Below are 18,742 nucleotides of genomic sequence, written 5' to 3' on the forward strand. Positions count from 1 at the left end.
GATACGCCGCTGATCAGCGCTCCAGCCTCGCCTTACTTTTGCATCCTGCTCCGCTCGTATAGCTACAATGCTGCCTAGCGGTGTTTCTGGCATTAAACCAGATAACAGCGCGCAAAACTCGTCCCAAGGCATATCAGCATGTTGACGAATACGGATGCCGTACTGCGCTGCTAAGCTGGCTTCAATCAGCGGCCAATCGTCATGTAGGTCATACCAATTCTCAGCCTTTTGCTGCCCGTCGAAATCGTTTATCCGCCTCTTCATAGGTGATTCCAGACTGAGCCGCAAGAATCCCTGTAGACAACACTTTGACGTTTTCCAGACTAAAGTTCATTACGCCAATCTCATCGAATGCCTCTTTACCTAACGCGCCTTTAAGAGCGTCAAGCATCCCCTGTACCCCTTTTTCAGCAGCCTCCTGAAAGGCAAGAACCGCTTGAATCCCATTGTCGATTGGATACTCTTTACCATCAATTTCAATAGCTGGCTGAGCCTTACTGAACTTACCTGATAGATTAATAGCTTTTGACATGTGTAATCCCCCTTATGGTGCAGCCGGCGTAAATGTCGGCTTGCCGTCGCTTAATAGTTCAAATTCTAGTCCGTCAATATTGGTCGAGTCGCCGCCTGCTGGAGACGTCAGGTTAATGACGCAATTCATAGCAAGCTTTGCTCCGCTTGGCAGCGTCCACTCGAATTTCGTTTCCACTTCTTGCCCCGTACCAATCATCAAGCCTGCAATGTAGTCATTCCCCGGATCGCCGTAGTTACGCTTGCCACTAAAGCTAATCGTCATGCCCTTACCCGTTACTGCACGCCGTGTCCAGCCTCCTTGATCCATTGGGCTCCACTCTTCTGTGTTGCCATCAATGGATATGGTGAACGTCTCCAAGTCCTTTACTGTGACCATATCCCCTGGCGCTGTTGATGCACGTCCTGCGATACCGATCTTAAAAATATTATTGTGTACCGGAAAAACACCCGTTTCTGCCAAATCAATCCCCTACCTCTCGTAATAGATAACAACCTCGATTACATATTCATAAATGCCTTCATCGTCCGTACCCACGTTTACTGGCTCAGGTGTTCGCATATCAAATATTGCTTTGCGTCCATTGATCTCTGCCATCTGTCCAAACATAGCCGCAAAGACCTCCTGTGCCTTGCGCTCTGCTGCGTCGGGATTTATCCCCCAGTGAACAAGGATAGATACGCCCTTGATCGCATAGCTTGTCTGGTTCAATCCACCAAGCGCTATTACTGGAGAACCTGCATTTAGGTTATACACCCCGATGCATTGCGGTTTTTTTCCATCCAGTTTGCCAATGTACCAGCTTGGGCACTCAACCTGCGTCTTAAGCCAGTCCTTCACTTGTGCCAGTGTCATCATTTTTTGATGAACCCTCCCGCAAACTTCTTCCATAAATCCTTGAAAACCCGTTTAACGACATTATCCTTTTTGCCGTTCGCCCACTCCTCTAACCACATGCCCTGCGCATTGCGGTTCTTGTCCCTTCGGAAGTTGTATTCCGGGTGAAAGTAAAGGCGACGAGCATACGGCGTGTCATAAATCAGCGTCACTTTGCCCTTCTTGCTTTGTGACTCATCAATGAAAACGCTGCGTTCGAGCTCGCCTGTCTGCTTAGGCACAACCTCGGCTGCCATGATATCGCCCAAGATACTGTCCTTTGATGCATCCAAGGTATGCTCCAGTGCTTTTACTGCTGCATCCTTAATCCGTTTGACAGCTTTAGGGTCCATTTTCCCGCGTGCTCTGACTTTGCCCATCAGCTCAACTCTAATTCGGTGGAAAATGTGCTGCCATCCGGATGTTGTGGACGGGCTGCACGAAATATAGAGCGCCGCACCCCTCCGACAACAACATATCCCTCGATTAATTCGCCCGGGTTAATATCCCCTTGAATGATCACTTTTCCTGAGAGTGTCACCAAGCGCCGCTCCTTATCTAGCGTCTGTCGCATCTTCTCATCAAAGCAACAAAGCCCATCGAAGATTAATTCTTCGACAGGCCCTTGGTCCTCGGACAATTCAGTTTTATATATCTGAATTGGCGTTTTGAGTATCCACTTGGGAAACGGTAACTTGCCACGCATTATCATAGCCCCCTATTGGTCAGCCCTGTAGCCCGCAACAGGCTTGTGACAGCCTCCGTGGTCTGTACGCCTCCTGCACCTTCGATGGATTTGAATGACAACGATGTGCTGCCTGCACTGTATCCTGATAACGGAAACGTCAAGTAATCGCCGTATTGGTAGCTAAAGTCTGCTTGTTGACATACGGCCTTGATCACACTTACCTGCTGAAAGGCAGACAGCCCGACCATTCCGCGTCCAACAATGCGGTTATAGGTCAGGCTGTCTACTTGATCGGACGCAAGCTGCAGCTCACGCTCAAGCTCGGCTACTGGAATCTGTCCGTTACCATATTGCGCATAATCCTCCGCTGTAGCGTATGCCATGTGTACACCTACTTCTCGCCTTTTGGGGGTTTCTTTGCTTCGGCGAGCTGCGCCTCAAGCTCCTCGATTCGGTCTAGTGCCTTCTTGTACTCGGCATAAGTAACCGTCTTAGATGGCGATACCTCGATTGTAACAAGTGCGCCGCCCTCCTCTTGAGCAATATCATACCCAAGCTTGAGGTATGCGCCTTTATCCGCCTCGTCAATCTTGAGCTGCTTGTTTCCATTAACTGCGTATAGCATTTTAATTAGCCCTCCTTAAGCTTTCCGATTGATTTGCACACCTGCTACCTTACGAGCGATAACAAACAGGTCAGTATAACGACGGTTTTGATACAAGTAGCCATCGCCGCCTGTATGTGAGCCCGGTTCCCACAAATAAATAGCACTGTGCTTCACGGGTGCCAGAACAGCAGACGGATGTACAAGAATCATATTAATTTGCTTAGCGCCTACGCCCGGGACAGCACCGTCAGTAAAGTCATATACAGTTTTCATACGGTCACTTGGCACAGATACAAGCGTCACATCATCCAGCTTGCGTACAGCACGATCAATCGTGCCGTTGTTTGTTTGAACACTGATGTAGCGCTGTACGTCCTCTGCACTCTTCAATAGCTTTTTGACTGTTGGGGTGACATAGAGGATACGTCCGCTTTCTGGTACGCCTGCCTCGTCCATTTTCTCCATAAGGTTGTCATATACGGTCAGTACGTTCGCTGCTGTCAGGTCTGTTGTATCAGCCGTTCCGCCATGAGTCGTAAATTCGGTATGCAGCTTGCTGTAACGGTACTTGTCCAGTTCAGGAATCGCTTGTTCAGTCTCAAACACATTCGTCACATTGGCTGCGCCTAATGTTTGGTTGGTCTCGTCAACATCCATAGCATCGACATAGAACTCGACGTCACGGTCATGTTCCAATACCTTAAGCTCAAAGTCGTTTGCAATGGCTTGGCGGTTCCAACCGCCTGTACGGCTATGGTCCTTGTAACCGGCAACGTCCAGACGTGGCATTTTGATTGTCTTAGCACCCATCCACATTGCATTTTGTGTTGTTAGCGCCGACGATGTTAGCTCCTGCGCATATTTCTGTTGTAAAACCGTTTGAAACGAATCTACGTAATTGTAAGGCATCGTTAAATCACTCCTATTTTTGTGTATTAACTCCGAAAATTGCGGCCAGTTGATCATTACCAGCCTGACCGGCTCCACTACCGCCTCCACCAACCTTGAAACCACCGTTTCCCTTGTTCTCCTCTTGCTTGAAGAGGAATGACTTTGCTTCTTGCAGCCCTTTGAGCTGCTCATCTAATCCGACAACCTTGTCACCATCAATAACCAGCTTTGTGCGGTCAAACAAGCCTGCAGCGAGCCCCTCGTCATGTACTTTGCCTGTCAATGCCGTTTTAATGGCATTAGTCAGCGTCAGTTCCTTTAGATCAGCAGCATATTTATCCGCTGCAGCCTGATTATCTGTTTGCAGCTTACTGATCTGCGCTTTTAATTCCTCACTGGTTCCTGCATCTTTGCTGAGTGTTTCGAGCTGCTTGTCGCGCTCCTTCAACGTATCCTCTGCTGTCTTCTTGGCGGTGTTCACCTCGTCAAAACGCGCCTTGGGCACAAAGCCTTTCAGCTCATCCGCAGACACCGCAGCAGCCTTTGTAGCCTGTTCCTCAGTCAATCCCAATGCAACAAACTCTTCCTTCGTCATTCTATATCCCTCCATATTCATCTTCGCTTGTTAACCCGGTAGCGTGTCCGGTGATGTCTTGTTCTTTAACGTCTGCAATACCAAAAAGACGGCATACGAAAACGGGCATTGCCTACTCGACAACCCCCTTACTCGCTTCTATATAGTCTCTTTCGGATGGTCTAAGCTGTTCTCGGCTTCTATCCCTCCGCAGCTCATCATTATCTGCTAGATGTCCATTTAACCGACCTTGCCACTCTTTCACCTTGGCTTTAGCTGCCGCCTCGTTCTCAGGATCGACGCTACCAGCTTCCCGACGTTTGTACTTCCTGATCTGACGTTCCATGTATCGTTGCTTTTGTTCGGCCTTGTAATTCCCTAGAGCTACTTCGTCGTCCACTGGCTCAGGCAAGCGGCTCCGACCAGGAAAGAAGGTTGCCATGTTGTGGCGGCAGTTAGGATGAAACAATCCTGCAGCAATCGCCTTACTAAGCAATGGGTAATTACCATCCTTAGCGCTGCCCTTGCTGTACACATCGTCTATATAAACCTTACCCTGCCATGGCAGGCATAGCGGGGAGCAGTTATTGTGCGCTGATACAGCAACAGTACGCACCCCTATTTCATCGCGCTTGGCTCCCTCTCCAGCAAATACAGCACGCTGGGAAGCTGCCCGTAATGTCATTTCGGCATAACTGGCAACATTGACGCGACGACCATTGGAATAGGTAATACAGTCGATCCCCTTATCCAGAAAGTCCTGCATCGCCATGTCAATGGCTTTACCTAGTGACGCTGCACCAGCATTCATGTGGACCTGTGCTTTGAAGATCGTCTGACGGTACACATCATCCATCTGTCGCAGCATGGCATGCTGGGCAGCTCCTATCTCGCCCCGTGAAGCTTTGACCATCGCCCCAACACGACGCTCGTTCAGCTTAAAGAAATTGCTATCATCGTCCTGACGTGGTATCGGACGGGTGGTATCTTGCCGCCTACCGAAGCCAAAGCGATTCCAAAGCTTCCCCGCAAAATCTCCCACCTTACGAGCACCGCGTATAAACGAACCCCGAATACTCTTGTCGATCTCGGCTTCTATGGCGGGTGCTTGATCATCAACTATTGCCTTATTGCGCTTCTGATAAGCTTTCAGCGCTGCCAGCTTGCGTGCCTGCCATTGCGTCCATTTAAATCCATGTTTGTCTTGTTCAGCTTCATGGCGGGATAAGTTTCGCTGCATACTCTTAATCAGTTCTAGCTCCATATCAGCAATTATCTGACGGATTTTGTATTTACTCATTGCTCATCATCGCCTGGATCGTCTTCGTCTTCATCAGGCGGCGGATCACGATTAAGTGCGGGCTCTGATGCTTCCAACAGTCCCTGTTCAGCCTTTAGGCGATTGACTTCCTCAGTCTTTTCCTCGTCCGTCCAGGTGTCCCCATACATTTCTTCAACAGAACGCTCGATAGACATTACACCGAACGCCCGCGCCTTGCCTACCGTTTCCACTACGCTATCGAATGATGGGCTTGCGTACTCCCCGAACGTCACCGTGGTCTCATACTCGCCTGCTGTGCGGTTTCGCATCGTGTCGTATACCTTGAGCACCGTATCAGTTAGCTGCGGTATGACCTTGTTCAGCACTTCGACTAGTTTGCCCCTTGTATACAGCGTTGCTTTCTCCTTCTCACGCTGCGCCTCGGCATTGTCAAGCTTCTTCAAGTCGATTCCAAGTGTTGACGGCGAGATAATGCCCTGCAAACACATATCTAGGGTGCTGGCATAAGACCCAACGAAAGCCTCGTAAAGTATGGCCGGCTGCACTGTGTTTATTTGTCCTTTCGCTTCCTCTGCAAGTGGTGTACTCAGCTTGATAAACTGATTGTCAAAGGGGTTGGGCCGTAGCAGCTCGCCTGTCTCGACAGACCGCGGAATCATATCCTCTGGAATGTACTTTTGCACACGGCCAGCACGGATCGCATCCACCCATTGACTGATTACCTCGTCCAGGGCGTCGAACTCATCATTTTTACTGTCGAATAGCGATTTCCCTCGACCTGTCCACTTGGGAGATTTGTAAAACTGGATCGGTACAGCCATCATGAATCCGCCGTCATACATAATCTCTGGCTGCAGGTGAGCTGTCTCAGGAACAATAGCAAGTGTTACCTCTTTACCATAGGAATCTAGCAGCCTTGAACGTATATAGCCCCGTCCAAAAGTCTCCTCAAGCCGGTAATCCTTATCCTTGTAGCGGTAATCAGTATAGAACAGCACCTCTTGGAGCCGCCCACGATGCCGCTTGTAGTCAACCTGCTCACCGCTGTAAAACTCGATGATCGGGTATTCCGTCACATCTGTATCAACCGTAATCTTGAACGCCCCGTCACCAGCAACCAACGTATCCGTGATACTCTCACCTAACAGCTTATCAAAGCCGTTGTCCTCAGCTATTGCTTGCCAGTTGTCGGCTACCTCTTGCGGCTGCAACTCAATAGCATCCAAGTCTGCGATAACAATGTCACTAAGCGTTTCCGCTATCATGGAAGGCAGGCCGCTATGAATCTTACGGATGCGAAGTCCTTGACTAGCCGATGCTGCCCAGAAGCGTGCTCTGCTCACATTATCCGTAGCTGTCTGCATTGCGAATTGCTCCAGCTCGGACGGATCGCCACGGTACCATAGCCTGTTGCGGAGCACGTTTGTACCATAGCTTAGCGGCTCGGTTATCATTATGACTCGATTCTCTGGCGCTGGATTTATCTTAAGCATCTTCATGAACATGTTCTTTAACCACCCCATTCTAGTTACACCTCCAATCTCCGTTTGAACGGCTGCACAGCGTATTCGCTACTGTCCAAGCAGTCCACTGGATAGCTACCATCGTCTGTCCGCACCCATTCCCCCGCCATTCGTTCCTTCTCGTCCCATGTCGCGTTCTCCAGCGCTTCAAGCCATTGCCGCATATGCTGCATGACCTTATAGCGGCCTTGATTAATTAGGATGTTCGTCAGCCTGATACGATCCACAATGCCCTCTTTCTTATAAGCCGGTACCACTTGTATGTGAATGCCGCGGCGCTTCAACTCATTAGCCAACGCTTGGCGAAACAGCTTATCTGCTGACTCCGCAAAGATATGGGCATACGACAAAAAGGCCGGATAGGTTTCCGACCACTCTACGACTTTATCCACGATCTCTTTAGCGTACCTGTCATGTGTAAAGCCTTCTTCCTTGCCCTGTCGATGGTAATAGCCATCCAGCAGCACAACGTCCTTATATCGTGGCGTCATACCTGTCAGAGTAGCCACCGTCGCGTCCGTGCCCCCAATGTCGATCCCTATCGAAAACTCGATAAAACGATAGCCCTTAATGTCTTCCCGGGATACGGCAACTGTCTGGCTGGAATATCCTGTGTAGATGCGCCCTGTAGCTGCCGTCCGCTTGCCCTCAATGTCTGCCTTATACCACAGGCTGTCCTTATCATACTTGGATAGCGTATCCTTTAGGCGGTCATCCGGAATGCTTAGATTCCCCATTACAGTAAAGTGTCCGTAGTTGTAGCCTAGATTCTCACCGCGCTTAAGCAATTCGTCCTGATAGTCCAGTATATCCCTGTAAAACCAATGGGATGGCGGCTTGGGATTGAGATCAAAGAACAGTTGCCTATAGCTACTGGCAAGCGTCCTGTCGAATGCCTCCTGCACAAAGCCCTGATGGCATTCGTTTACCTCTGTGCCATATACCGTGCCGTATGAGTTACCCTTGATCCGGGCCGCATCGTTTGCTTTTCCTCCACCTGCGATAATAATGATCTTCTCGCCTGTCTTGGTCTGGATGTACAACGCATCGCGGTTCTTGTACTCTCCCTCTCGACATCTGCCAGCAAACAGCCATTGAAGACCGAAGCCGTTAGAGTCAATAACGTTCATCTTAGCCGCGCCCAGGCTAACGCCGAATACAAGGTGCAGCTTATCCGGGTGAATCTCCAAGCACATGGCGTAGGCAATTAGGTTGATGATGTTCTTGCCCGCGCGCTTCCCGCCTTCTGCGACATTCAGCCAGCTGTCTTTACTGAGCCTGATGTAATCGGCCTGCTTGGCAGTCAGGGGTGCATACTCAATCATCGTCCAGCACCCTCTCAGGAGCTGGATTATTGATTAGATCGGCCAGCGCTGTAATTTGGGCGTTTGGATCTACACCATCTTTGTTCGGTACCTTAGACCGCAGTACCTCGATACGTGCTTTCTGTTCGTCCGTAGCAAGATCAGTGCGCAATAACTCATCGTATTGTCGTATTAAACTCTGTAACGTGCTCATAGCTCGGCTCTGAGCGTTTAAGAATGTTGCATGTCGGTCCCATGAAAACTGAAAATCATATTCTTCCTCAGTTACAGCTTTCTCAACTCCGCCACCATCCTCTTCATCTTTCTGATGATACTCATATTTGGCCTTCTTAAGCTCTTTGACCATCTCACCTTTGTCCTCAACGAACATGATTCGCTGTGCCCGTACAATCGCCGTATACTGAATAACAATTTGATCCCAAAGCATATCAAGCGGGGAGCGCTGCTCAATCTCTTGCATGATCTCAAGCGTTTCCTCAGGTAAGTACTTTTGAAAGAAGCCATGGGTTACTGCATTGCTATTACCTTTCGGAGCTGCACCTCCTTTGTTACCCTTAGCATTCTGGTTACCAGGTGGTGCACCACCTTTCTTTGTGTGCATACCTTCTTCTTTGTGTGCACCCTTTTTACGATCCCATCCATGACGTTGTTTCCAGCTCTTTACCGTATTAAGAGATACACCGTATTTGTCAGCTATGTCCTTATATTTAGCTCCATTCATGTAATCTTGTTCAGCTGCTTTATTTGTTTCCATGCTTCATGATCACCACCTCCAGCGTTATGTTTGTTTTGGCAAAAGAAAAAGCACCGGTTAGGGTGCTTAGTTTACTTTCTCGAATGTAACTGACCGTGTTTTATTATTAATACTTTTTACCCTGAACTTACCACCTCTCCCGAATGGTGACTGTTCCTTTGTATGTATTTGGTAAATGGTGGGTAGTTTATTTTCTAAGTCCAGCGTATGAGTCAAAAGAATAAATTCAATGAACTCAGAGTAATTATCACTAGTATTTTTCACCCAAAAAAATTCCGTCCTGCTAATTTCAATTTTTTCATCGGCGAACCGATGTGTTGATTTTTCCTCACCAGTCTGTGCCCATACTATAATGTCCGTAATATATTCCATTACCTCACCTCCTTCATGTCACATTACACATTAGGAAACATTTTCTTCAAAGGAAAAAGCACCGAGTAAGGTGCTTAGTTAAAATAAAATATATTACCGCATCCATTGCAGCTTACTTCTACATTTGTATCATCTGGATCATCTTCATCTATGTTCAATCTAAGCTCTATATCAGATCCATTCACACTATATCCTTCTAGTTCAACTTCATTTCCACAATTCATACACTTTAGCGAGAATTTATTACTCATTCTCCATACCCCCTTTATATCAAAATAATACATCATATACCAATATAGGACAATGTTTGATATAATAAGAGTGACCGCTCGGGAAGCACCCGGCGGTTTTGTTGTGTTTACATAGATTCTGTACACTAAAAAAGCACCGACTAGGGTGCTTTGCTGCGATTACTTTGTCTATATTGGATAAACACGATTCAATTCTATTAATTATCCTCTTTGCTTTATTAGGAAATTGCCTCTTTCGTCTATCTATAAAATAGTTTAAGAAGGTGATGTAGAATAAACAAACTCGAGTGGCGCAAAATAGGAGAGCAGTCTTTTTTCACCTATTGGTTGAGCAAATGAAACTATAATTTCCTGATCCATTCCAGAATATTTAGTATTTACAATAAGACCTGTTCCCCATTTTTTATGTAATACTACATCACCACGATCATAATTAACAATTGATTTCAATGGTATCCGAGTAGTACCAGATGCCGCTACTATATGATTATATTCCTGTATTTCATCATCATATTCTGTGTAGCCAAAAGCTATGTTATCATCAAATTCTTCTTCCGAATCTGTTAGATTCTGAGCTTCATATATAGCATCCAAATCTAAATCTTGATTCAAAAAGTTTTGAGCATATTCCATAAATCTATAGGACTCGTATATATATATTTTTTGTTCCGTTTTAGTATTAAACTCATCCAACAACTCAACTTTAGGACCAACTGTCTTTCCATTAACGACTTGCCACCAATCGTCTTTATTATCGTCCGTAACAAAAATAATTGACTTCTTTTCTGCTATAGCTTTATCCATTATTTGATTCCAAATAATTAAATCCCCGTATTGGCTCTCTATTGTCAATCCTTTATAATATTTTCGTTTATCTTTTTTATCCTTAGCATCTTTAAATCCTGGAGGGAATTTTGCTTTATATCGTTTCTCTCCGTCTTCAAAGATTTTTTGAAGTTGATCTTGGCTGTACGCATTCCCTGTACTCTTCTTAAAAGCTACTTCCAAATTATTAAGAATCGTGTCATTATCGAGATAATTGGGATGATCCTTTTCAAGGAGATCAATCTCAGATTGTAGTGAATCCATAAAATCATTAACTCTCTTTAATATTCCACCAATTTCTAATATAGGATGCCGTTTTTTATATTCTTGAAGTTCTTTATCTAACTTTAATGAAACTTCGTTAGATGTATTCATAATTGTATTTCTTACATCTTGATAAGCATCTGATTGGTCAAAGATAACCTTATGCCTATTTGAATAAAACTCCAAGGCTACCTGATGAGGAATCCATACACGGTTACCGAACTTATTAATCAATTGAAGAAAAATATCTTTAGTTTTAATAGAGTATCTATATAAATTTAATAAAACATTTGCATCAAACACAAAAATTGATTCTTGCCATAACGAATCAAATTCAAATGCGGAAGGGGCATAATAAACCTCAAACAAATCTCTCATAGTAAGAATCCTCCAGTTAATAATTTCTAAAACAGTATAATTCCATTATCGTATCCTATCTCCTTTTATTAATCAATATATCCCCAAAAACCCCATCCTATTGTATTAGCATCACAATATCGTTTTCTAGTGCGACACTTAATTGGTTAAATTACTGGAGATCGAAGCCTTCTTTCTCCATACTGCTACCCATTAAGTTATATAGAAAAATAAAAAGCCGTCCATTTGGACGGCCTCTTCATGTATGTGAATCTCAACACTATTAGAATATCACGGTTTTACAATACTATGTGTAGCATAAAAGTTGCATCTTTACCGACTCCGGGAACGTTTGGATCTACGCGGAATCTTTGAACTAACACGCCGAATATATTGCTCACTATACCCCATTCTTTCAGCAATAGCTGCCAAAGGCAGACCTAGCGCATCACGTTGATACTCTACTGCTTGCTCAAGGCCTTGTATTTTACCAATGGTCTGCTCCATCTGTTGCCTTACTTGCTCTTTATCCTTTAAGGCCTCCAAGGTGCTTAGTAGCCCAGCAAGCGCAGCGTCATATTCTTCTAACGCTTTATCTAAGGGTACGACTACAGGTTGCCCAGCCGCCCACGGTAAACCGTTGTGCATTTTCTTACTCGCATACTTTAAACCCTTTTCTTGATCCTCTGCACGTAGCTTTAGAAGTTCAATCTCCGCGCAAACATCCTGATAGGCTATGACACCATTTAAACTTATCAACTGTTTCATTATCATTTCTCCCCTCCATCCAGTAAAAAATTAATGTGTACCTTCGGGATACCCAGTGCTTTTGTCAGCTTGCTGCGTGGCATATGCTTATGGTTATTAAAGTAAAGCTGTTGATCCTCAGTAAGCTTTATTGATGCCTTAATATCTACTAATGCGATCCCTCTAGGCTTTGGCTCGGGCTTGTCCTTTTTAGGCAGTGGCATATAAGCAACTTTATAAGGCTTATTTGTAAGATAGAGCTGCCGCGTCTTACTCTTGCGTCGTATGATCCCTTTATCTATTAACTTAATGACTAAAGCTCCTCAACTCAAACACTCCTCTCATTCAAATGTTTTAACGCACTTGTACTGAAACATTCCCACATAGTAATGCACTGTTGCTTTTTCAATAGATTTTCCTTAAAATAGTAATGTCACATTCGTTTGCCACTGGAGTTGGTTCGATTCCAACACTCTCCAACCTCGCGGTTTTATTAGATAACAATGTTCACTTATTAAGCTTGTACGCTGGCTTAATAAGTGCTTCGATTGCTAACCTTCTGTTACTTTTACCTAAGAAGGGAATGTTGCTAATGAGCTTATTTATCATCTCGTTGTCCCTGGTGGCTTGCGGAGAGTTGGTGTAATGGTAGCACGGTTTATCATAACGATAAGCTAGGGACAACCCCATAATCAGTGCCGCCCATATGGGTGGCTTTTTTTCTTAGTAGGAAGTATCATAATATTCAGCGGTGTTCACGCTTCTCTAGCGATTACACACGGAAATTCTGATTTTTTGTATTTGCTCATTAGATCAAGGCACGAGACTGGTTCAGCCTCTTCCACGTCTTCACACAGCACGCATCCATCTATGCAACATGACATGTTCTCTTCCTCGATTTGCTTCTGCGTGAGCCTGCTAATATTAATTGTGATTTCTTCTTTCTCTCCTTCACCCATCTCACTAATGTAAATCCCATTCATACCATCCGTATCTTCCATGTACTGACCAAACGCATCATCAGCGCTTTTAGCAGCTATCCAGCATTCATTAATTAAATAGACATTCATCGTTGTCCCTCCTCATGTATTTCTGTATTCAGCTTTGCACTTCTTCCAAAGCCATCAATACCATTTCAATTTGTTCTAATGAAGGCTCCACGTCGCTTAGATTACCTTCGTGTGATTGTCTATTTAGCACAGCGGAAATTTTTTGTAGAAACTGAGTCGATATAACCCATCCGTTTTCATTCTTAGACTGTCTCGGAAACTGCTCCATCCTAATACCTCCCATGCATCTCAATATTCAGTCGGTGTTCATGTCTTTTTGGCACAATGTGCAGTAGTTTTTAAATACTCCGGATTCTTCTTTGAAGGTATATCCCCAGTGAAGTGCGCCATTCATTCTGTTGTCGAAGCTTAGCGGCGTTTTTCCTAAGGCTAGCTGTCTTTCAGACTTGCAACAGTCACAAATAACAACTGTCCTATACTCTATTGTTTCATCTGCTCTGAAAGCCATTTGATTCCCTCCCATGTATTTGATTATTCAAGCAAACCCCATGATGACGAACCCTTCCTTTACATACTCTGGATCATCTAAGATATAAAAGACTTTGCATTCAGCTCCATTTCCTGTGTAACCCGTTTCAGGACTCCACTCTCGAAGCATTAATGTGTCTCCCACTTGAAAATTCCGATCATTTCGCCGAACTTCAAATGTCTTAGCTCCGCTAACAACATCTTTATACCATTTGGGTAGAGTTTTTAGATTGTGCTGCATATCGCACCCCCATGATCCTTAATATTCACGTTGTTCACGATGCAATATGAAAACCGACACTATATTCCGTTCCGATTTCGCGTTGTATTCTGCGATACTTGGTGCCGTCGATCATCTTGGAATTCTTTGAATTTTTAAATGTGATTGGATACTCAACGGCATCCTTGGCAATAAAGTATTCGAAGACTTTGTAACTTTTCGCATGCACTTCGGCATCATCTGGATCTACATAGAATGCCTTCTCGATATAGTTTCCTAATAATGAACCTGCTGACGACCCGTAGCTTACAATTACCGTTTCGTTGTATTCATCAAATGCAACGTAAACTTTGTTACTCACACTTTGCTCTAATTTGATTAATGCAGCCCGCAGAAAGCGGAACGCTTCAAGAACGTAATCAAATTTTTGAATCATGTTTACACCCTCCTCATGTATTTCTGTATTCACTCCATTAGTTCTTTTGCGTAATCCCACTGTTCTTGCGTAATTTCGATGTTGACCGGTTCGTAGTGTTCACAAACAGCTTCAAAATCCATTGAGATAAAAGCCTTCTCACCATATTTCTCGATCATAATTTCTTTGTGCCGTGCATGAAGTTTCTTATTGTCCTCAAAATCCTCATTTGTAGGAATACTTAAATCATTGCGAACAATCATGTAGGCATTTTGGATGTCTTTCAAAGTAACATCCAAGTTTTCATCGTCCCAGTCTCCAACATACATGTCTGCCGCTAGATACCTTTCTGGGTTGGTTTTATTTCTCATCACGATTACTGGAATCATTGTTATCCCTCCATGTTCTTGAATATTCAATATGTTGTATCCTCGAACTATGCAGGATAGCTGCCAGTTACTCTGAAAATATCTTGATTTGAAGCATACGTTGCGTAACAAACTCTTGGCTTCGACTGCACTTCTAAAACCTCGTACCACTCGCCGTCAAGTTCGATTATGTCAGCAATTCTTGGCTTATAACCCAAGGTTGCTATAAACGATTCTTTCCGGTATTTGTGAAACATTTTTATTCCGTACCCCATGCCAAGTACACCTCCCTACTTAAGCAAGCCATTCCCCGCAAATTAGACACTCGTCATGATCAGGATGCATTACGCACTCACCCGGAATATAGCTCCAAACTTCATGTGTTAATGGATGTTGACAAGTTGGTTTGAATCGTTCAAAACGTTCTGCCCTATCTTGCTCTTCGTATTTGCAACGTGCGCAGAAATGTATTGTGAACCCTATAATCTCGTCGCCACATTCATGCACTTTCCGCTTTGTGTAATAAATGTGACCTTTAAAGATCGGTTTACTGCATATGAGACAACGATTTTTAATTTTTCGTGGTGCTATGTGGCGTTTCACCATGTCCACCGCCTATTCCTTATGGTAAATTGCTATTCATTGAATTACTTCATCGTCTTCGCATTCTTCGTCAGTCAAGCTGGGCTCTACTATAACCAGCTCATCATCGGATATATCAAAAGAGACTTGATGCCGCTTGCCTTGGTAATAATCAACGATTGGTGCATGCAATTTTATCTCTCCTTTAAAAATTTGAAAATTCCGACAACATTCATGAAATGACGACTTCCACCCGGGGCTGCACACTATACCTTTTGCGGGCAATCACGTCAGTAACCTGGCTATCGTCCCGCCATACAATTCCCTTTAGCGCATCCTTGATGCCTTTGAGGTAGTTGTCTACGTCCGGTTTGGTCGTAGGAACAATTAGCCCCTGCTCAGCTTCCGCCGTCTTCTTCTTGCTAAACGCCTTCGGCATGCTTCGGTAAACTGTCAGCTCCAGCGTCACCGGACCATCCAGCAATACCGCCGGCCTATGCTCGGCTGCTGCAAGCCGCACATAATCCTTATAATCACTTGATTTTTGAGGATCATAGGCTCGAGCGAATCCATTGGCCGTTGTAAACCTCGGCCGTCCCTGCGCAACCGGCTCTCCGAATACGACAATTTTGATCAATCTCCCACCGCCCCTCTAATATCGTCTACTACAGCCGAGAGAGCATCGTCATGAGACTGGATGGTTGCGACATCTGGTCTGTCCTGTGACAATTCCAAACGCTCTGCTGCCTCCAAAAGGTCATTCGCAAGACGCGAAGATTCGAACAGTTCTGCATAAACCCTCAAACGTTTAGATAAACTTGTTTGCATTCTTTTTTGCTTCCTCCACTTCCGCAACATTCTCCATCGGGGATTTTCATACTCAAAACCTCTTATTGCTGATCCGATAATCATTGCCCTCAAACTTAAATGGCTTTGTATTCATCATCATGCGGCTGAAATTTCTGGCCCCAACTTTCCGCGCTAGATCCTCTGACGTGAGGTTTGTAGTATACAGTGTATGCCGTCCGCTGCGACCGTCGATAATTTCAAACAACTTTTCTGTCGCCCAGCTGTCACCCTCTTCTTCCTTCCGAACCTTCTCGGCCCCGATATCATCCAACGCAAGGAAATCGACCTTGGATAGCACATCTAGTAATTCAGCCTCTGTAAAATCGCTATTTGCGTTGTACGTGCTTTTAATGATCGTCAGGAGTTTAGGGACAGATATGAACACGGAAATGAAACCTCGGGATCTCAGAGCCTTACATATGGAATAGGACAGATGGGACTTCCCCAAACCGTACAGTCCGGCGAAAAGTAGATTCATAGGTTTATCAATTTCAAACTGTTCAGCGTAAACCATCGACATATCCAAGACCGCCCGCAAAACCGGAGTATCAGCCTTAAAACTTTCGAATGACGCCATCTCCAAGTCCGGGTTGACCGTGCTGTATCGGTCGACCATATAACTGATCTTCATCTGCCGCTGTTCTCGCTTGGCTTCCCGCGCCTGCTTGTTCTCCCAGCAGACACACCCGCGCTTTGAAGTGATCATCTTGCCTTTATCTGGGCCGCCAATGACTGGGGATTGAATAATTATCATTTCATTCCCACAGCCTTCACATATCTGCCTGCCGACCTCAGAAGCCGAAGTTAACTCCGGAATTAGGGTTTTCAATATTTCGCCCATCGTCTGCATCCTGATTCCTCCCTCCACCATAGCTATTCCGTTCCCATGTTCGTACAGCGGCTTTCCAATCCTTCATTCCGGTTTTACCTACTTTCCAACCGTTTGAAGTATAGTGGTCATACCATTTTTCAGGATCAACTCTATTTTTTCTTTCTTGGCAATAAGAAATCACTTCATCAAGAGTAGGAGGAATGAATTTTGAGCGTTTAGGACGACCGTTAGGTTGTCCGTCATCTTCACTACTCTCTACTATACTTACCTTACCTTTACTAACCTTACCTAACCTAACCTTACCTACGTCTCCCACTGGTATGTCTTCTGGTATACCAAGTGCCGTACCAAAGGTATACGACTTGGATTCATCAAGCATGAGACTACTCTTTTCTTCTGTGTAAATGGTCGGAGTATAGCGGTCATTTCGGATGTAATTGTGGAGTCTCCAGTGCTTTATTACGCAAATTCCCGTGTCAAACGGTATGATGAAGTTTTTGAAAATCAGCATGTCCATATCGTTTTTAGAGCAAGAAACCATACGCATGATTTTTTGCGGTGAGTTAACAAATCCATCATCATCAGCTCGCATAGATAAGTGAAAATATAAGTTCTGAGTGGAAGAAGACATGTCCAGGAACATATCGCTGTCGATGATACTTTTTGAAAACATTCTTCTTTCTGCCATAGCATAGAAGCCCCTTTCTAGCGGTCGTCTCGTAGCCAAATAATGCGTCGCTCAAAGTTGTATTTGACTGGTATAAAGCCAGGGTAGGCGAGTGCAATATAGCGCTCTACCTCCCTTTTAAATTCATCCAAATCGTCTCCAGCCACCGACCATATACGATCGCTTACTCCTGTTTGTGTCAAAGGTTTATCGTTGACAATGATATAATTCCTCCCGTTTGGCCTTTGCCCATTCCATGCCAGCACGGGTCGAGTCTATCCAGTTATGACAGGTGCCCGTATTTACTTGCGGGCCACACAGCATGAGTATGTCCCATGGCTGTACACCAGCCTGTCCGAAGTTATGTCGACGCTGATAATGTGCTGCCTCCAGTCCCCCGCGATGCGATGATAATTGCCCTGGTCGCCATCCGCACCGCTCACAGCAGCCGCCAGACCGCGCCGCGGCAGCCGCATACACGTCCTTGCTGACCGCCCCGCGCTGCTTGGCTGTCTTGCTGCCGCGAGTTCTCTTTTCCGGCTTTGGCGCTGGATTGTATTCGCGGGACAAGTCCCTGACTACTCTCGCCATTAGTACAGCTCCAGAGCGCGGTAATGCTGAACCCGTACCTTTTTTGTCCTGCGGCAATAATCACAGCGCTCGCAGCGTTTAGGCGGTTCAAGCCCCGATTTAACCGCTTTAACACGCTCAATGTTCTTTCTGACAATTTGGAGGCCTGCCCAAACATCATCAGGGTCAAACATTATAACTGCTTTGTCAGGCGGGTTTTCTTTTGTTACGACAACCAAATGCGGAAATACACACATTGACCGCTGCCGAACTATCCGTTCTACTTCGGCGTACACCGCCATTTGGACGTTGTAGCCATAAAAATCTATAAAATGCTCATAAGACTGAGCTTCTTTTGACCAAAACTTGTCGTTCAGAGATTTGATCGCTTTTAAATCGGCCAATGATCCAGTATCCTCGATGTTTGGCTGATAACTGTCAATCATAATTTTCCAAGGAATGCCGAACAACTGGGCTGTCAGAATAACTTCCTTTTCCCCAGCAAGAACCTTCATAGCTACTTCGTCCGTCTCAAGCGTCTCGATCATTTTATTAAGATGGCGGTATTCTGCTTTGAGCTGACCCTTAGTCTTGCCGCGACTGCTGTAAATTTCGGGATGTTGATCCTTAAATTCTGACAGTGTGCCATCATTCCAGGCATGGACGTACTTCCCCTCAACAAAAGCTGCTTTCTCTACCCGCTCATACTCCCCAGCCAGCTCAGCCATTGCCCGAGCTTCGCAGCCACCGTATGCAGGAAGAAAGCCCTTAAACTGACTTACAGACATATAATGCTGGTTTGCAGCTCGACTGTAGTAGTTATCCTTGGTCAG

33 protein-coding genes are annotated in these 18,742 nt (G+C 45.2%); all 33 read right to left on the reverse strand.

What is annotated here, in order from left to right:
- Positions 1-264, reverse strand: a 264-nt coding sequence (locus tag AC50YO_RS24960; RefSeq protein ID WP_494851232.1) for a Gp15 family bacteriophage protein, incomplete at its 3' end; no start/stop codon positions are given.
- Positions 221-532, reverse strand: a complete 312-nt coding sequence (locus AC50YO_RS24965) for a hypothetical protein (RefSeq protein ID WP_494851234.1) — start codon at positions 530-532, stop codon at positions 221-223. The genes AC50YO_RS24965 and AC50YO_RS24960, both read right to left, overlap by 44 nt.
- A gap of 12 nt (positions 533-544) precedes the next feature.
- Positions 545-994, reverse strand: a complete 450-nt coding sequence (locus tag AC50YO_RS24970) for a phage tail tube protein (protein ID WP_494851237.1) — start codon at positions 992-994, stop codon at positions 545-547.
- A gap of 9 nt (positions 995-1,003) precedes the next feature.
- Positions 1,004-1,390: a phage tail terminator protein gene (locus AC50YO_RS24975; RefSeq protein ID WP_494851238.1), complete on the reverse strand. Its 387-nt coding sequence runs from the start codon at positions 1,388-1,390 to the stop codon at positions 1,004-1,006.
- Entirely contained in the window at positions 1,387-1,788 is a 402-nt protein-coding gene (locus tag AC50YO_RS24980; protein WP_494851239.1) for a hypothetical protein, read from the reverse strand. Before AC50YO_RS24980 ends, AC50YO_RS24975 begins: the two co-directional genes overlap by 4 nt.
- Complete coding sequence (locus AC50YO_RS24985; RefSeq protein WP_494851240.1) at positions 1,788-2,114, reverse strand: hypothetical protein; 327 nt, start codon at positions 2,112-2,114, stop codon at positions 1,788-1,790. Before AC50YO_RS24985 ends, AC50YO_RS24980 begins: the two co-directional genes overlap by 1 nt.
- 2 nt (positions 2,115-2,116) lie before the next feature.
- Complete coding sequence (locus AC50YO_RS24990; protein WP_494851241.1) at positions 2,117-2,479, reverse strand: head-tail connector protein; 363 nt, start codon at positions 2,477-2,479, stop codon at positions 2,117-2,119.
- Positions 2,480-2,487: 8 nt separating this feature from the next.
- Positions 2,488-2,721 carry a hypothetical protein gene (locus AC50YO_RS24995; RefSeq protein WP_494851243.1) on the reverse strand — a complete coding sequence of 78 codons (234 nt, stop codon included), beginning with the start codon at positions 2,719-2,721 and terminating at the stop codon, positions 2,488-2,490.
- A 15-nt stretch (positions 2,722-2,736) separates the two neighbouring features.
- Positions 2,737-3,612, reverse strand: coding sequence for a capsid protein (locus AC50YO_RS25000; protein ID WP_494851244.1), 876 nt, complete (start codon positions 3,610-3,612; stop codon positions 2,737-2,739).
- Between the two features lie 13 nt (positions 3,613-3,625).
- Positions 3,626-4,189, reverse strand: a complete 564-nt coding sequence (locus tag AC50YO_RS25005) for a phage scaffolding protein (RefSeq protein ID WP_494851246.1) — start codon at positions 4,187-4,189, stop codon at positions 3,626-3,628.
- A 112-nt stretch (positions 4,190-4,301) separates the two neighbouring features.
- Positions 4,302-5,468 carry a phage minor capsid protein gene (locus AC50YO_RS25010; RefSeq protein WP_494851247.1) on the reverse strand — a complete coding sequence of 389 codons (1,167 nt, stop codon included), beginning with the start codon at positions 5,466-5,468 and terminating at the stop codon, positions 4,302-4,304.
- A complete protein-coding gene (locus AC50YO_RS25015; RefSeq protein WP_494851248.1) occupies positions 5,465-6,973 on the reverse strand; it encodes a capsid protein in 1,509 nt (502 codons plus the stop codon). The genes AC50YO_RS25010 and AC50YO_RS25015 overlap by 4 nt, the downstream gene beginning before the upstream one ends.
- Positions 6,974-6,978: 5 nt before the next feature.
- On the reverse strand, positions 6,979-8,298 hold the full coding sequence (locus AC50YO_RS25020) for a PBSX family phage terminase large subunit (RefSeq protein WP_494851250.1): 1,320 nt from the start codon (positions 8,296-8,298) through the stop codon (positions 6,979-6,981).
- Positions 8,291-9,052 carry a phage terminase small subunit gene (terS, locus tag AC50YO_RS25025; protein WP_494851252.1) on the reverse strand — a complete coding sequence of 254 codons (762 nt, stop codon included), beginning with the start codon at positions 9,050-9,052 and terminating at the stop codon, positions 8,291-8,293. The genes AC50YO_RS25020 and terS overlap by 8 nt, the downstream gene beginning before the upstream one ends.
- A gap of 66 nt (positions 9,053-9,118) precedes the next feature.
- Positions 9,119-9,424: a hypothetical protein gene (locus AC50YO_RS25030; RefSeq protein WP_494851254.1), complete on the reverse strand. Its 306-nt coding sequence runs from the start codon at positions 9,422-9,424 to the stop codon at positions 9,119-9,121.
- A gap of 74 nt (positions 9,425-9,498) precedes the next feature.
- The gene (locus tag AC50YO_RS25035) at positions 9,499-9,675 is read right to left on the reverse strand and encodes a hypothetical protein (protein ID WP_494851255.1); all 177 of its coding nucleotides are present in this window, start codon (positions 9,673-9,675) and stop codon (positions 9,499-9,501) included.
- Positions 9,676-9,930: 255 nt separating this feature from the next.
- The gene (locus AC50YO_RS25040) at positions 9,931-11,142 is read right to left on the reverse strand and encodes a PIN-like domain-containing protein (RefSeq protein ID WP_494851258.1); all 1,212 of its coding nucleotides are present in this window, start codon (positions 11,140-11,142) and stop codon (positions 9,931-9,933) included.
- A 312-nt stretch (positions 11,143-11,454) separates the two neighbouring features.
- The gene (locus AC50YO_RS25045) at positions 11,455-11,889 is read right to left on the reverse strand and encodes a hypothetical protein (RefSeq protein WP_494851260.1); all 435 of its coding nucleotides are present in this window, start codon (positions 11,887-11,889) and stop codon (positions 11,455-11,457) included.
- 2 nt (positions 11,890-11,891) lie between these two features.
- Positions 11,892-12,092, reverse strand: a complete 201-nt coding sequence (locus AC50YO_RS25050) for a hypothetical protein (RefSeq protein WP_494851262.1) — start codon at positions 12,090-12,092, stop codon at positions 11,892-11,894.
- A 531-nt stretch (positions 12,093-12,623) separates the two neighbouring features.
- Positions 12,624-12,938 (reverse strand): hypothetical protein, encoded by a 315-nt coding sequence (locus tag AC50YO_RS25055; protein WP_494851264.1) that lies wholly within the window; start codon positions 12,936-12,938, stop codon positions 12,624-12,626.
- A gap of 28 nt (positions 12,939-12,966) precedes the next feature.
- The gene (locus tag AC50YO_RS25060) at positions 12,967-13,146 is read right to left on the reverse strand and encodes a hypothetical protein (protein ID WP_494851265.1); all 180 of its coding nucleotides are present in this window, start codon (positions 13,144-13,146) and stop codon (positions 12,967-12,969) included.
- A gap of 27 nt (positions 13,147-13,173) precedes the next feature.
- Positions 13,174-13,386 carry a hypothetical protein gene (locus AC50YO_RS25065; protein ID WP_494851267.1) on the reverse strand — a complete coding sequence of 71 codons (213 nt, stop codon included), beginning with the start codon at positions 13,384-13,386 and terminating at the stop codon, positions 13,174-13,176.
- Positions 13,387-13,413: 27 nt separating this feature from the next.
- Positions 13,414-13,647, reverse strand: coding sequence for a DUF3850 domain-containing protein (locus AC50YO_RS25070; protein WP_494851268.1), 234 nt, complete (start codon positions 13,645-13,647; stop codon positions 13,414-13,416).
- Positions 13,648-13,681: 34 nt separating this feature from the next.
- Positions 13,682-14,062, reverse strand: a complete 381-nt coding sequence (locus AC50YO_RS25075) for a hypothetical protein (protein ID WP_494851270.1) — start codon at positions 14,060-14,062, stop codon at positions 13,682-13,684.
- Between the two features lie 29 nt (positions 14,063-14,091).
- The gene (locus AC50YO_RS25080; protein WP_494851271.1) at positions 14,092-14,430 is read right to left on the reverse strand and encodes a hypothetical protein; all 339 of its coding nucleotides are present in this window, start codon (positions 14,428-14,430) and stop codon (positions 14,092-14,094) included.
- Positions 14,431-14,477: 47 nt separating this feature from the next.
- The gene (locus tag AC50YO_RS25085) at positions 14,478-14,684 is read right to left on the reverse strand and encodes a hypothetical protein (protein ID WP_494851273.1); all 207 of its coding nucleotides are present in this window, start codon (positions 14,682-14,684) and stop codon (positions 14,478-14,480) included.
- A 364-nt stretch (positions 14,685-15,048) separates the two neighbouring features.
- Complete coding sequence (locus AC50YO_RS25090) at positions 15,049-15,183, reverse strand: hypothetical protein (protein WP_494851275.1); 135 nt, start codon at positions 15,181-15,183, stop codon at positions 15,049-15,051.
- A 40-nt stretch (positions 15,184-15,223) separates the two neighbouring features.
- Positions 15,224-15,628 carry a RusA family crossover junction endodeoxyribonuclease gene (locus AC50YO_RS25095; protein ID WP_494851276.1) on the reverse strand — a complete coding sequence of 135 codons (405 nt, stop codon included), beginning with the start codon at positions 15,626-15,628 and terminating at the stop codon, positions 15,224-15,226.
- A complete protein-coding gene (locus tag AC50YO_RS25100; protein ID WP_494851278.1) occupies positions 15,625-15,819 on the reverse strand; it encodes a hypothetical protein in 195 nt (64 codons plus the stop codon). The genes AC50YO_RS25095 and AC50YO_RS25100 overlap by 4 nt, the downstream gene beginning before the upstream one ends.
- A gap of 52 nt (positions 15,820-15,871) precedes the next feature.
- Positions 15,872-16,690, reverse strand: a complete 819-nt coding sequence (locus AC50YO_RS25105) for an ATP-binding protein (RefSeq protein WP_494851279.1) — start codon at positions 16,688-16,690, stop codon at positions 15,872-15,874.
- Entirely contained in the window at positions 16,632-17,360 is a 729-nt protein-coding gene (locus AC50YO_RS25110) for a hypothetical protein (RefSeq protein WP_494851281.1), read from the reverse strand. Before AC50YO_RS25110 ends, AC50YO_RS25105 begins: the two co-directional genes overlap by 59 nt.
- 186 nt (positions 17,361-17,546) lie before the next feature.
- Positions 17,547-17,930 carry a hypothetical protein gene (locus tag AC50YO_RS25115; RefSeq protein WP_494851282.1) on the reverse strand — a complete coding sequence of 128 codons (384 nt, stop codon included), beginning with the start codon at positions 17,928-17,930 and terminating at the stop codon, positions 17,547-17,549.
- A partial coding sequence (locus AC50YO_RS25120; RefSeq protein ID WP_494851283.1) for a PD-(D/E)XK nuclease-like domain-containing protein occupies positions 17,930-18,742 on the reverse strand: 813 nt, incomplete at its 5' end. The genes AC50YO_RS25115 and AC50YO_RS25120, both read right to left, overlap by 1 nt.

The sequence above is a fragment of the Paenibacillus sp. J22P59 genome (assembly GCF_059383895.1).